This window comes from Microbispora sp. CA-102843 (assembly GCF_050936215.1).
Lineage (GTDB): Bacteria > Actinomycetota > Actinomycetes > Streptosporangiales > Streptosporangiaceae > Microbispora.
Genome location: NZ_JBNJNF010000001.1, coordinates 8,242,921 through 8,256,760 on the forward strand (window position 1 = coordinate 8,242,921; position 13,840 = coordinate 8,256,760).

Sequence of the window (13,840 nt, forward strand, 5' to 3'; positions counted from 1 at the left end):
CCACTCTAGTGTCGCGGGAGGGACACTAGGCCCCGGCCAGCTCCCGGTAGGTGTCGCGTACGACGAGCAGCCGGTCGAGGCGGAACCGCCCCGGCTCGGCGGCGCGCACGGCCCGTCCCCGCTCCGACCAGAACGCGTCATCGGGCACCTCGTCCTGCCCGGGCGGGACGAATTTGATCACTTCCTCGACCGCGGCCCGCGCGATCGCGAGCGCCTGCCGCTCCCCACCCTCCGAGACGTTGCCCGCCGTCAGGTCGGCCACCCACAGCCACTCGCCGGGGTCCAGCAGCTCGGACGGCTCCGCGCCGCCGAACGTCGGGAAGCCGGTGGGCGTCGTCTCCCGTTCCGGGAGTCCGAACAGGTACTCCCGCTCGGCGCCGCACGCCGCGCACCGCCCCTCGTAACAGGTGACCAGCTCCCCCTCGACGCTCGCCAAGCCGCTGTCCCAGTCGGTGTCCGCCGAGCCGCAGGCGCACGGGTTCAGGTCGAGATAGAGGTGCGCCTCGTCTCTGCTCCTGGCGATCGAGTAGGACATCACGTGTTCCTCACCTGTCGCGGTGCCGGGTCCTTCGGTGCGGGGACGGCTTCGTCCTCGTCGTCGGGGGGCTCCCAGCCGGAGGGGTTGCTGACCCTGCGCATCCGCTCCCACAGGTCGAGGGCCGGCGCCTGGGGCGGCACGGTGACCCACGGCGGCGGGGGCGCCGCCTGGCCCCGCGCGCCGAGGTCCCGGGCGACCGCCTCGATCTCGTGCCGCAGCCGCGCCCGCTCGTCGTCCGAGGTCGTCATCAGCCACTTGCGGGACAGGTAGGCGTGCTCGTTGCGGCGAGCGGCGGCACAGGCGTCGTAGCCGGGATCGATGGTGTTCAGGAGCCTGCGCACCATTCCCTGCTCCGCCGCCGACCGCTTCTGCAGGGTGTCGCTGATCTCGTGCAGCAGCACCCGGGTCACCACGTCGGGGGCCAGCCTCGGCGCCAGCCGGATCACGTGCGGGCCCGTGCCCGCGTTCACCTCCGTACGGCCCGGGCGTCCACCGCCGGGGTCCTCGGGCAGCACGACGAAGCGCTGCGTGCCGGACCGGGCGGTCTCGACGGTGACGACCGTGCCGTCCGGCGTCGCGGTCACGGCGTGGACGCCCCGGCCGAAGTCCGCCGGGCGCAGGTCGGCCACGGCCGGGGGGATCTCGTCGTTCGACAGGTCGGGCAGGTGCGGGGCCCGGCCGTCGGCCACGAACGCGGTCCTGGGGATGGGCTCGGCCGTCACGCCGCCGCCGGACGGGGCGGTGATGAGGGGGGCGCCGCCCCAGGTGCCGTCCGCGGCCGTCTCGGGCACCGGCCAGCCCGGGTCGACCGGCGCGGGCCGGGCGACACCGAGGGCGTCGAGCCGTTCGCCGATCCGGTCGGCGAACCCGTCGGACCGCCCGCCGTACAGGTCACGCAGGTCGAGGCCGTGCCCCTCGGCCAGCGCCACCAGGTCGGGCGGCACCGTGCCGAGCGCCTCGGCGAAGGAGTCGCCGGACAGCTCGCCCGCGGGCGTGGCGCGGTAGCGCTCGACGGTGCCGTCCGGCCGCCTGAGGTGGAGGTGGACGTCGGCGCCGAGGTCGCGGGCGAGCAGCCTGGCCTCCTCCACGAGAGCCGTCGAACCGGGCAGCGTCGGATTCATTTGGCCGATGTCGGCGACGATGCCCACCGGCAGCCTCCCGGTCCGCCCTCTGAGCGCCTCGGCCATCGCCCTGCTGGGGGCCGCCGGATCGTACGACGGATGCCTCGCGGCCATCCGGCGCACGGTGTCGTGGGAGAAGAAGAGACCGGGGGCGGCTGCCCGCTGCCGGTGGAAGTCCCACAGCGGCCGGGTCGCGCCGGCGTCGCGACGTGTCAGCATCTCCTCCAGCGCGTGCTGGAACATGATCAGATGGGCCGTGCCGGTCGCGCCGTGCGTGATGTCCACGGTCCGCAGCACCGTCTCCGCGCCGTTGCGCGCCACCTGGCGCACCTCGAACCGGAGGTCGAAGTCGACCCGGAACCGCACCTTGGCCGCGGTGCCCTTCTCGAAGACGCTGGTCTCGTCGCGGTTGCCGCCGCTGCCCGAGCTCGACTGCGCGGTCTGGTCACCGGCGCCGAGGTCGGTGCCGACGCCCGCGGCGTGCCCCGCGCTGTACGTGCGGCCGAGCGGCAGCATCTGCCCCCGGTCGGTGGCCGTGCCGGCCGTGTTCTGCTCGCGGTCCACCTGCCCCAGTTCGGTGTCGTGCAGGTGCAGGGCCACCGGGTCGGGTTCTGAGAGGTCGGCGTGCATCCGCACGTCCACCACATGGCCCGGTCTGCCCGGCATGGGCAGGCGGATGAGCCGGTGCCCGTCGGGGCCGGTCATCCGCTCCAGCCGGGTCGTGAGCCCGTTCCCGGTGAGCGCTTTGGCCAGTTCGGCGTAGTGCTCCATGGTGGCGGCCCCGCCGAGCAGGTCCTCCCGGGAGAGCCGGTCGAACACGGCGCGCAGCAGCCCGTCGGCCCTGAGCCGCTCGGTCGCGAAGACCTCCGGCGGCACGACCCGCCGCACGTCGGGCCGGGCGGGGGGCCGCGCGGCGACCGTGCCCTCCTTCGCCACCATGCCGTCCGGCAGCACCCGGACCATCGTGCCGTCCAGCGTGACGTGGCTGGTCCGGAGGACGCCGGTGGTCCTGGCGACGGCGCCGCGCAGGCGGCCCGACGTGCGTTCGACCTCGATCGTGATGGTCACCGGATGCTCGATGAGTTGCCCGCCGCGGAACGCCGCATGGCGCTGGATGCGGGTCCGCTGGGTGCCGGTGGAGGCCGTGCCGGCGTGCGAGCGGTCGGTGGCGGCCGCGCGGCCGCCGTTGCCGGTGTCCTGCCCGGCTCCGGCGTTCGCGTTGCCGGCGAACGTCTTGCCCGACGACTCGGCGCGGTCCTCCTGCGTGTAGGTGTAGTCCTGCAGGATCTGGCCGAAGTTGTGCACGTTTCCGCCGTAGGTCGCCTGGTCGCCGTGGAGCACCGCGCTGATCCTGACCGTGACGTCCTCGGTGAGGTGGGGGCCGATCTTGAGCGAGTACGTCTTGACGAAGCCCTCCGGCCCGCTCATGTCGTCGATCTTGCCCCACCAGCGTTTGCCGGCGAAGTCGCCGAACAGGCTGCGCAGCAGGACCGGGTCCCGCTTCAGCGCGCCGGGCGCCACCGTGCCGATCTGGTCGAGCACCTGGTCGATCAAGCGGGTCTGCTTGCCGTTTGGGGCCGTGAGCTCGACCGTCTTCACGGTGCTCTCGCCGAGGGAGTCCCGATACAGGTCGGGAACGTCCACGCGGCCGGCGAGGTCCGGCAGCCTGTCGTTCATCCGCTTGAGCCGGTTGCCACCGGTGGCCCGGCTCATCGGGAAGTCCTTGGCGAGCCGTTCCACGAGCACGCGGCGACGGTGCTTCTTCTCCAGGTCGGGCCGGGGGTGGCCGGCCTTGCGCGCCGCCGCCCGATCGGCGATGTACGTGCGGACCATCGGCACCGCCGTACGCGGGTCGAGCCGGAGGTTGCCGTCGAGCAGTCGCGTCACCGCGTCGGCCACCTGGTCGAGGGGCAGCTTGAGCTCGCCCCTGCCATAGAGGTCGAGCGCGTCGCGCTCGGGGAGGGAGTAGACGACCGTCCTGTCCCGCAGCGGCTCGGCGTCGGACCGGCGGTTGCCCGACTCGTCCCCGGAAACCGTGATGTCCGCCTTCATCGCGAACACGTAGTGCTTGCCGGTGTCGATGGCCAGCCGTTCCCTGCCCCAGATCGCCGTGTCGGAGATCGAGGACGAGTTGCTTCCCGCCCCGGACAGGCCGACCCCCTCCTTGCCGCCGAGCGGGCCGGGCAGCGCCTCGTTCGCGCCGGTCGAGGCGTCCACCGACCGTCCGCCACGCGCCTCGATCCGCGTGGTGTGCGCGCCCATCGTGAAGTTGATGTCGCCGATCACCAGGTCGGCCGCGGTCACGAACGTCGACTCGCCCGGCTGGGCCGTGATCCACGCCGACGCCCGGTGCGTACGCAGGCCGCGCGGGCGGACGGCCATGGCGGTGCCGTACGTCGTGGCGGGTCTGGCGGGGTCGGCGAGCAGCCATTCCGGGTGGGAGATGAGGTTGCGCATGTTGAACGCCTCGGCGAGGTGGTGGAACGACACCGAGCCCGGCCGCATCGCCCTCGGCAGCACCGATTGGAGGGCGTCGAGCACGCCGGTGCCGTCCACGTGCAGCAGGGTGGCCAGGCTCAGCGCCTCCGAGGACGTCGGGTGGCTGGGCGAGAGCCCGGCCCGGTCCTCGGGCAGGAGGTCGGAGGGCAGCAGCACCCGCATCCACACGTCGTCCCTCTGGGCCAGCGGCGTGACCTTCCCGTCGTCCTCGATCAGATCCACGGTGAGCGTGTGCGGAACCTCGAAGACCGCCACTGGAGCGGTGCCCTCTGCCAGCGTGACCAGGTTGCCCGTGTCGTTGAGGGTCGTGGAGAACGTGCGCCCCCTGCTCCAGTGGGCGCCCAACCCGCCTCCGGTCGAGCCGGCCTCGCCCGGCTGCGCCTCCAGGCCGAGGCCGGGGCCGACGTCCTGGGCCCGGCCGCGCGACCTGCCGACCGAGCGGCCGGAGGTCTCCGACGAGATGTCGAGGTCGGCCACGACGTCGGCGGCGCTGGTGCCCTGGAACTCCTCCTGGCCCGACTGCTCCAACCGGATGCGCACGGTGAGGTGCCGGCTGGCCCGGCCGATGCCCTGGGTCACCAGGTCGAGGAGGATCCCGTCCTGCATGGCCTGGTCATACGCGGTCTGCAGACGGGCCGGGGAGAACTGCTCGGCCAGCTCGATCATGTTGGCGATCTGGCTCGCCCGGGTCAGCGGGTCACGGGACAGACGGCCGTTCTCGTCCGGCAGCAGGCCGCGTGCGCGCAACGCCGCCTCGACCTTCGCGCGCACCTCGTCGAAGTTCCTGACACTCTCCGGCCGCTCACTGGCCTGGACGAGCGCGGGCCCGGCCCCGGTGTTGCGCGACCAGTCGGGCAGCCTGGGCAGGCGGCCCTTCGGCGTGCCGGGCTTCGGGTCGTCCCTGAGCCTGCCGTCCTTCTGTACGGCCGACCGGTCGACGGGAAGGCCGTAGCGGTACGCCTGGGGCTCCGGCATGCGGAACAGGCCCGTGCTCCGGCCGCTCAAGGGGGCATGCGGGGCGTCGTCGGTGTTCAGCTGCACGGTCACCGTGTGCTCGAGCTCCAGCGCGTACGCCTGGGTGTGACCCGCCCAACGCTGCACGCTCGGCCGGATGGCGGTCCCGCCCGCGCTCATCGACCGCGACCGCGACCAGGAGCGGCCGAGCCCGCCGGTGAGGCGCGGTGTGGCGGTCTTGTAACCGTTGAGACCGACGGCGCCGAGCACGCGCTGAGCGCCGACGGGAAGCTGTACCCCCGCGGTGCCCTTGATGTCGAAGGACCGGCCGGCCGAGCGCGAGCCCGACGCGCCCGAGAACCCCACGCGAAGCCGTTCCAGGCGATGCTTGGTGCTCGGCGTGCCGACCGGCCGCGCCGTGTCCATCACGACCCGGGTCTTGACCCGCACATAGCCGACCACCCGCCCGTTCACGGTGATCGGGCGGCGCAGCCCCTCGGGATCGTTGATCGCCTCGCCGAGCCGGGCCGGCAGCTCCTTCGTCAGGATCGTGAGGATCTGGTCGCGGGTCATGCCGCCGATCTCGGGGCGGCCGATCCGCTCCGCGGTGCGGTCGGCGAGGTCCTGGAGCCCGGTCAGCCCGGTGACCGCGTGCTCGGGGAACGGCGTGCGCTGCCGCTCCTTTCGCGGAAGCCGGGTGACCTCGGCCGGCCCCCGCTGCGCGTGCGTGTGCGGCAGATACACCTGCAGGCTCCGCGCGTCGTCGGCCGTGCCGCTGTCCACGCGCGCCGTCTCGGTGCCGGTCGCGGTGCGCAGCTCCACCTCCGCCGAGGCGAGCCCGTCGAGCACCAGCGCCTCGCCCGCGTTGTCCTGCACCGCACCGGCCAGCGCGAAATCCGACGCGTTGCCGCTGAACGACTCGCTCCTGCCGAAGGTGGCGCCGATCTTGAACACGCCGAACTTCATCAGCATCCCGAGCCAGTGGGTGTCCTGCCACGGCTTGGTCAGGGCGTTCAGGTCGAGATTCGGCGCCAGGCGCACGGCACGGTTGGCGGTGGCGGAGGCCGAGCGGCCGCCCTGCGGCAACTGGCCGAGCATCGACTGGGAGTGCCGCACCGGATGGCCGAAGACCTCGACCAGGTCGGTGACCTTCAGCCGCAACCGCAGCTCGGCCCGCGTGCCGCGGCCCACCCGCAGCACCACGCCGTCCTGCGACACCAGCCACCTGAAGTTCGACCGCAACACCTGCGACAGCTCGTCGGGCGCGTAGCGCTGGTCGATCCCGGCGCGTTCGAGCATGTCGTTGACGACCTGCGTGAGCCGTTCGAGGTGGGGCAGCCGGCCCGCGGGTGTCGCCTCCGACAGGACCTCGGTCGTCGGCAGGGCGTCCGCGAACGCCTCCTCGTACGCGGTGTGGGCGGCCTCCGCCTCCCGGGCCAACCGGGCGATCTCCGTCGGCAGCGTGCTCTTCCTGCCCGCGGGGAGGGCGTTCAGGGCGTTCTCCAGCGTCTCGTACGCCGCGCGCGCCTCGACCACCCGCCGCACCGCCCGCGCGTACGCCTCCTTGCTCCGGCGGGCGCGCTCGGCGCTCGCCCGGTGGACGTCGCGGTCCGCCAGCGCCTTGCGGCGGCGTTCCTCGGCGCCGCGGTCCTCTTCCCGCGACGCCTTGTCGGCGGCCTCCTCGGCCTTCTTCGCGTCGGCCTTGGCCGCCCTGGTGCCGTCGATCTTCTCCTTGACCGCCTTGAGCAGCTCGTCGGCGGCGTCCGCCAGCGTCTCCCGCTGGGTGCGGGCCAGCGCGAGCAGGTCCGCCACCGGATCCGGTGCGGTGGAGCTCTGTGTGCTGGAGCTCTGTGCGGTGGAGGTCTGTGTGGTGGGGCTCTGTGCGGTCGAGGTCTGTGTCGAGGGGGCGGGCGTCGTCGGGGACACAGTGGACGGAGGCCGGGGCGCCGACGACCAGGGGGTCGCCGGGGCGACGTGCCCGAGCCTTTCGATCTCCCGCCCCAGCTGCTCGATCTCGTGCGCGATGGCCGGGCGCTCCTGTGCGGGTGCCGCCCGCCACTGCCTGTCCAGGAGCGCGTGCTCGCGATAGCGGGCCGTCACGCAGGCCGTGGCGTCCGGCGCGGCCATACGGCTCAGGAAGGAGCGGATCACGCCATGCCGGGGCCCGGACAGCCGCTGGAAGACGTCGCTGATCTCGTGCAGCCACACCCGGGGCAGGATGTCGTTCGCCAGGCGCGGCGACAGCCGTACGACGTGGGGATCGCCGGCCGTGCCCGACCGGACCCTGGTCCTGGCGAGACGGCCGTCGCGCACCCGGCCGATCTCGAACCGGAAGTGCTGCGAGCCGAGCCGGCCCGTGTCCACGACGACCGTCTGCTCGCCGACCCTGCTCAGCCCCGTCACGTCCGGAGCCACGTCGGACGCGTGGAGCGACAGGAAGCCCTGCTGCGCCTCCTGCGTCGACAGGTCGGCCAGGTGCGACGGCCTCCCGTCGGCGACGAACAGGCTCCGCGCGATCGGCCGGGCGGTCACCTGGCCCTGCCCCCGGGTCGTACGCGGTCCCGGCCGCGTGCCGGACGGCCCCGCCGGGTTGGCCGTCTGGCCGGAATTCGTCGCCGGAGCGGCCCCCGTGTTGGAGGAGGCAGCGGTGTTCGAGGAGGGAGCAGCCGCGGCCTGGCCTCCGCTCGCCGGGTTGGCTGTCCCATTCGTGCCGGCGGTGGACGGGATCCCGGCGCGGCTCTCGGCGCGGCGGACGATCTCCGCGGCGGTGCCTGAGGAGCGGCCGACGCGAAGGGCGTGGTCGGGTCCGTACGGCGGGACCGCCGCCACTTCCTCCACCAGCCCGGCCCCCGCGTCGCTCAGCCGGTCGGGCCGCCAGCCGCGTGGATTGTCCTCCAGCACCTCGCTCGCCACCTCCACGGCGGCGGCGCGGAGGTCCGGCGTGGTGTCGGCGAGCCGGGCGAGCGCGTCGAGGGCCCCCTCGACCGGAAAACCCCGGCTCTCCTCGGCGATCCTGGCGCCCAGCAGGGCGGCCGCCTCCGCGCGGAGCCGAGGCGCGTCCGCGCCCTCGGCGGCCCGCGCCGTGAGCCGGTCCGTGACGGCCTTCATGTCCTCGCCCGACAGCTGCACCGGCCTTCCGTCAGGACCTGTCAGCCTGGCGCCCCGGCCGTCGCGCAGGAAGAGCACATCGGGCGCGATCGTGAACAGCGCGTCGGAGACCGCCGTACGGGCCGGAGCGTGCGCCGAGGCGGCGCTCCCTGAAGTGCTGCCGCCTGTCGTCCCCGAGGACGCCACCGGTGCCGAGGCGGCCGGTGACGCCGCGGCGGATGACGTGGTGCCACCGGAGGGAGAAGCGGATGACGGCGCACCGGACGTCGACGTCCCCGTCCCCGTGGACGCGGCCGGCGTGGGCGCCGCGGTGGAGGTGGCGGGTGTGGACGCGGCGGGCGTGTTGGCGGGGCCGGCGGCATTGGCCGTGTTGGCGGTATTGGTCGTGGCCGTGTTGGCGGTATTGGCCGCGCCGGCGGCATTGGCCGTGTTGGCGGTATTGGCCGCGCCGGCGGCATTGGCCGTGTTGGCCGTGTTGCTTGAGCCGGTCGAACCGGGGCCGGTGCCGCTCGCGACCGCCGCCGGGGCGGAGTTGGCGGCGGCCGGCTGGCCGGACGCGCTCTGCGCTCCAGCCGGCGCCTGGCCCGGATTCGCGGCGGACGCGCCCGCCGCGTTCGCGTTGCCCGTGTTGCCCGCGTTGGCGGGGTTAGCGGCGTTACCAGTGTTACTCGCGTTCGACGTACTGCCGGAACCGGCCGCGCCGGGGTTGGCACCGGCTGTGCCGGGGTTCGTCGTGCTCCCGCCGGATTGTGCGGGGGACGGCCCGGTGGCGGCCGGCTGGCCGGAACCGTTGTGCGCGGCGGGGGTTGCCTGGCCGGACGGCGCGGCGCTCGCTGCCTGGGTGGATCCGCTCGTCGTCGTGGCCGCCGGCCGTCCGGCGCCGGACGTGGCGGCCGGGCCGCCGGAGGGCTGCCCCGCGACGGACGCGGTGCTCGTGCTGCCCCCGCTGCCTGCGGGCTGGCCGCCGCCGGCCGTACTCGTGGGCGCGGCACCCGGAACGCCGCCCGAAGGCTGTCCGGCGGCGGGAGCCGGTGACGCATTGGAAAGGGCGCGGATCAGGTCGGTGCGCAGGCTGGTGTCGTACGCCGAGGCCAGGGTCGTACGCGGGCTGACGGCCGCCTGGATCACGTCCGGGTTGAACGGGCTGATCGTGTTCGTACGGGCGGCACCCGACAGAGCGGCCCCGAGCAGCGACTCCCCGTCGGGCATCTCCCACTGGCCGTACACGAACCCGTTCGCGAAGACGCTCCCGGCCGGGGAGGCGATCACGTTGGTCAGGCCGGTCGTCAGCGCCCGGCCGGGGAAGCGCCTGAACGCGTTGCCGAAGCCGGGGGCGTCGGTGTTCAGCCTTCTGAGCAGGGGCATCCTGTTGACCAGGTTGCTGATGGGGTGCGCGGCCCGCATGCCGACGACCGCGCCGCCCCCCGCGCCCAGGGCGGTGGCGCTCGTCATCTTCCAGTCCCAGCCGTCGCTGGTGCCCATCTTGCGCTGCTGGAGCTGGGCGGTGCCGTCGCCGGCGAGCTCCTCGCCGATCTCCTCGGCGAGCTCCCTGCGCAGGGGGTTGGCGAAGACGCGGCCGAGCGCGGACGCCAGCACCGTTCCCCTGGCGAGCGCCTGGGCCGCGGCGGGACGGCCGGCGGCGAGGGCGAGCCGTTCGAGGATCTTCTCCATCTCGGCACGGGCGCGGGCGGCGATCGGCCCGATGAACCGGGTGGAGGCCCCGGCGGAGTAGAAGGCGGCGACGAGCGCGATGAACGTGGCGATCAGCGCGATCCAGAACACCGCGTTGTTGGACAACTTGGAATACTGCGTCTGGCGGGCGTAGTCGTCGGCCTGTGCCGCGTAGGCGAAGTGGTTGTTCGCCACCCTGAGCAGGCCCGACTGCTCCGAGTAGTGCTCGCCGAGCCGGGTCAGGAACGCCTGCATCGACGGGCCCTGCATCCCGCTGAGCACGGCGACGGCGGCGGTTCCCACCGGATCGATGGACTGGACGACGCTCACGGTCGCGGATCGGTGGGCCCGTGCGAGCTGCCACAGCAGGCTCTCGCTCGCCTCCGGCCATGTCTGGCCCGCCGTGAGCAGGGCGATGAGGTCGTCGGCCCAGGCGGGCAGCGACTCGCCCCAGGCGGGGGTGACGTCGGCGACCGAGCCGCCGCCGTCGGCGAACTGGGGCAGCCCGTCGCCGGTCGAGGTGACCTCGCCGTCCGTTGTGGCCGGCTTACCGCCGGAGCTCGTGCCGGTCGTGGAGGAGGTCGTGGAGGAGTGCGTGGAGGAGTGCGTCATCGTCAGACCCGCTTCAGAATCTCGCGCACCTCCCTGGCCCGTTCGGCATCCATTCCCCGGGCGTTCTCGGCGCTGCGCCGTACGGTCGGGCCGAGCTCGACCACCTTCGCGGCGAGTTCCTCACCCTGCTTCATCAGCGTGTCGGGCCCGTCGCCCTGCATGTAGGCGGAGTGGAAGGCGGTGCCGGCCGTATCGTGCCCCCACGGCTCGGCGGCGTTGAGCCGCCGGATCTCCCGCAGGCTGGCGGCGTAGCCGCTCTCCACGTCGGACGACGCGGCGTGCCACTGCGACAGGCCCTTCGCGAGCTGCTGCGGACGGATGTCGACGTAGTTCACCTCGAACAGCTCGCTCATGGGCTCTCCGGCGTCCGTTTCGGCATCTGCTTCGACATCTGTTCGAGCACGGCGTCGAGGTCACCGTCGATGTGCGCCCTCATCTGCTCCACGGGGATGAGCGGCGCGAAGATCTCGACGACCCGGTCCTGGGCCTTGGTCGCTGCGGCGTGGATGGTCTGCGTGATGGCGTCGGCCAGGCCGCGCGCGTCCTGCCGCCGATAGATGCGCGGGTCGAGGTCGAGCCTTATCAGGTCGCCGTTCGCGCCGACGGTGGCCGCCACGAGCCCGTCACGCGACTTCTCCGTCACCTGCACGGCGCGCGCCTTCTCGTGCAGCGCGGGCGCTTCCTCCTGCAGGCGCATGAACGTGGCCCGCAGCTCCTCGGCGTACGCCCGCATTCCGGCGGCGTCCGGCGTCTGTCCCCCGGTCGTGTTCATCACCCCGATCGACCGCGTTCACCTCGATGATGATCTCTGTCCAATAACGGGGATTATCACACCTTCATTTGACATCCGGCTAGTGATGGTCAACCGAGGCAACGCGCTCGCGGAGACGCCGAGACGGCGGCGAATCACGCGCCGGAGAACCTCTTCGCGAGGTCCCGAGCCCACTGCGCGGCCTTGACCGCCTGGTCGCCGGTGACGGGCGCGCCGGGCATCCGGCTCAGGCGCTCCACCTGCTCGGCGTAGCGCAGGTGCTCCCGGTGAGCGTGCTCCCGGCAGGCGAGGCAGGTGACGCTCTCCGGACGGGTCGAGGTCATGGCGTAGGGCACCCGGAGCCCGCAACCGGCGGTGACGACATTCGGCGCGTCGGGCGCGCGCCCCAACGACGACGCGATCAGATTGCGGTAGGCGGCACCGGCCTGCATCACCTTCTGCTCGACGTGGATGTGCGGATCGGTCTCGCTCATCTGCGTCCGCTCCTTCGATCCGAGTCGTCCCGGAATCAGGCTAATTCGTGGAGCCCCAGGTCGAGGGGCTCGGCGTGCTCGCGTAGCCCGCTCACCTCGGCGTGGGCCACCCGACGCCGGTGGACACCCCGCTCGACCCGCTCCATGCCAAGCGCCCGCGCCACCGGCAGCCGCCCGCCGGTGTATTCGAGCAGCAGCTCACCCCCGTGCTCGTCCCGTACGAGACAGGGGGCGCCGCGCCACTCGCACACCCGCGTGACGTGGAAGACGGCCTCGCACTCCTCGGCGGGCACCGACCGCACGAAGCGGCCGGGGGCCCGCTCCTCGAACCCGTCCGCCGGCCCGTCGCGGAGCAGCCGGATCAGCAGCCCGTCGTGTCCCGGATCCGGATTCGCCGGAAACTCGGCTCCCCGCCAGCGTGCCCGGTAGGAGCTCGCCGGGGCCCGCGCCGTGTGCTCGCCGGGCCCCCAGCGGCCGAGGTCGCCGTCGTAGACCGCGCGTACGATCTCGGTCCCGGCTGCGGTCAGCTCGACGATCTCCGAGCCGTGCGGCAGCCGTACGGCGTCCACCTTGTACTCGCGGACCAGGGAGTCCACGTTCGGCGCGAGGCCCATGCCGACGAACGGCGGCTCCTCGATGACCCAGCCCGCCACCGCCGCCATGCCCGCCTCGTCGGTCCCGCCGTACGGTGTGCGGTAGAGGTTCAGCCCGACCGTGCGCCACCGCAGCAGGAACAGCGAGCCGTCACCGGTGAGCAGGCCGTCGTCCGCGCCCCGGCCGAGGGCGTCGGCGAGCACGGCCGGCGTCGCCACATGCGCGACGTCGAGGGCGTGGTGGCAGTAGCCGGAGACGCGCGACTCCCCCTCGCCGAGGTGGGTCCGCAGGTCGTGCGGCGTCAGCGGCTTCTGCACGACCGGCAGCGCGGGCTCGGGCTCCGCCCTGCGGTCCTGGGCGAGGGTGGGGACCGCGAGCCTGGCGACGGTCCCCGGTTCGAGCAGGAAGCGCACCGGCAGGCCGGGGTTGACGGCGAGGCCCCACCGGGGATCGGGCCAGCCGGCGGCCAGCTCGGCCAGCGAGGTGATCCTGACCCGTGACAGTCCCGTGGCCGCCCGCATCGCCTCGATCGACGTGTATGCGGGCAGCCACACCCGGTCGGGCGCGGTGATCTTCGGCCAGGCGGCGTCGCCGTCCGGCGGCGCGGGCAGCGCCAGCTCGGTGTCCCTGAGCATGCTCAGGCACAGCGCGAGGTCCCCCGCCTCGTACGCCGCCCCGAGCCTCCGTTCGAACGCGCTCATGGCCCAGTCCGTCACGGGCTGCCGGGCCGTCAAAGGCTGAACGGCGGCAGGAAGGACGGCGCCTTCGTCCCGCCGAGGTCGCCGAGGTCGGGCTGGGGCTCGGTGAGACCGCCGGTGGTCGGGTCGAAGGCGACCTTGGCCCTGGTGAGGTCGGGCACGTCGGCGGCGATCGCCGTCATGCCGGGGAACTTCGCGCTGGCGGAGCTGTAGAGATAGCCGGACACGGTGAGGACGCCGGCGACCTTCCAGCTCGTCTTCATCATCGTGCCGACCACCTTCTGCGCCACTTGGCCCAGGCTGACCATCGCCCGCGCCACCATGGGCCGCGTGGCGGCGAAGGTGAGCGCCTGGCCCTTGCACGCCTGGCTGAACACCGCGACCGCCATGGCCGAGCCGCCGAGCGACACGGACACCCAGCTCGCCGCGTCGTAGAGGTCGGCGCCCGCGTCGAGGCCGCCGCTGACGCACTCCTTGCACGTCTCGAAGTTCCTGAGCTGCGTGTTCAGCTCGGCGTGCTTCTCCTTGAGCGTGGTGAGCATCTTCCCCTTCAGATGCCCGTCGGACTCGAGCGCGGTGAACTGCCGGTCCAGGTCCGTGCGCAGCGCGGCGATGCCGCCCTGCTTCCCGTCGGCCGAGGGCTCCTCGCGCCACTGGCGCGCTCCCTGCCGCATCGCCTCCGGATCGGCGATCATCGTGGTCAGCAGCCCCGCCAGCGGCCATCCCATCCCTTCGATGCGCGCTGCCGCGGCGGCCATGCCGGCGCCCGCGATGAACCTGCCCTTCGCCAGATCTGCCAT

7 protein-coding genes are annotated in these 13,840 nt (G+C 73.3%); all 7 read right to left on the reverse strand.

The genetic code is table 11. The features are described from left to right. Positions 1-25: 25 nt before the first annotated feature. Positions 26-535, reverse strand: a complete 510-nt coding sequence (locus ACQEVJ_RS38020) for a hypothetical protein (protein WP_433109527.1) — start codon at positions 533-535, stop codon at positions 26-28. Then, complete coding sequence (locus ACQEVJ_RS38025) at positions 535-10,503, reverse strand: hypothetical protein (protein ID WP_433109528.1); 9,969 nt, start codon at positions 10,501-10,503, stop codon at positions 535-537. Before ACQEVJ_RS38025 ends, ACQEVJ_RS38020 begins: the two co-directional genes overlap by 1 nt. Before the next feature lie 2 nt (positions 10,504-10,505). Continuing rightward, positions 10,506-10,856, reverse strand: coding sequence for a hypothetical protein (locus tag ACQEVJ_RS38030; protein ID WP_433109530.1), 351 nt, complete (start codon positions 10,854-10,856; stop codon positions 10,506-10,508). Then, entirely contained in the window at positions 10,853-11,275 is a 423-nt protein-coding gene (locus tag ACQEVJ_RS38035; RefSeq protein WP_433109532.1) for a YbaB/EbfC family nucleoid-associated protein, read from the reverse strand. Before ACQEVJ_RS38035 ends, ACQEVJ_RS38030 begins: the two co-directional genes overlap by 4 nt. 134 nt (positions 11,276-11,409) lie before the next feature. After that, positions 11,410-11,748: a hypothetical protein gene (locus tag ACQEVJ_RS38040; protein WP_433109533.1), complete on the reverse strand. Its 339-nt coding sequence runs from the start codon at positions 11,746-11,748 to the stop codon at positions 11,410-11,412. A 35-nt stretch (positions 11,749-11,783) separates the two neighbouring features. After that, positions 11,784-13,043, reverse strand: coding sequence for an SseB family protein (locus ACQEVJ_RS38045; RefSeq protein WP_433109534.1), 1,260 nt, complete (start codon positions 13,041-13,043; stop codon positions 11,784-11,786). Positions 13,044-13,072: 29 nt separating this feature from the next. Then, entirely contained in the window at positions 13,073-13,840 is a 768-nt protein-coding gene (locus ACQEVJ_RS38050) for a hypothetical protein (RefSeq protein WP_433109536.1), read from the reverse strand.

Coding starts and splice junctions, on each gene's coding strand:
- ACQEVJ_RS38020 (WP_433109527.1), bottom strand. CDS start 535: ATGTCCTACTCGATCGCCAGGAGCAGAGACGAGGCGCACCTCTATCTC.
- ACQEVJ_RS38025 (WP_433109528.1), bottom strand. CDS start 10,503: ATGACGCACTCCTCCACGCACTCCTCCACGACCTCCTCCACGACCGGC.
- ACQEVJ_RS38030 (WP_433109530.1), bottom strand. CDS start 10,856: ATGAGCGAGCTGTTCGAGGTGAACTACGTCGACATCCGTCCGCAGCAG.
- ACQEVJ_RS38035 (WP_433109532.1), bottom strand. CDS start 11,275: ATGAACACGACCGGGGGACAGACGCCGGACGCCGCCGGAATGCGGGCG.
- ACQEVJ_RS38040 (WP_433109533.1), bottom strand. CDS start 11,748: ATGAGCGAGACCGATCCGCACATCCACGTCGAGCAGAAGGTGATGCAG.
- ACQEVJ_RS38045 (WP_433109534.1), bottom strand. CDS start 13,043: ATGAGCGCGTTCGAACGGAGGCTCGGGGCGGCGTACGAGGCGGGGGAC.
- ACQEVJ_RS38050 (WP_433109536.1), bottom strand. CDS start 13,840: ATGGCAGATCTGGCGAAGGGCAGGTTCATCGCGGGCGCCGGCATGGCC.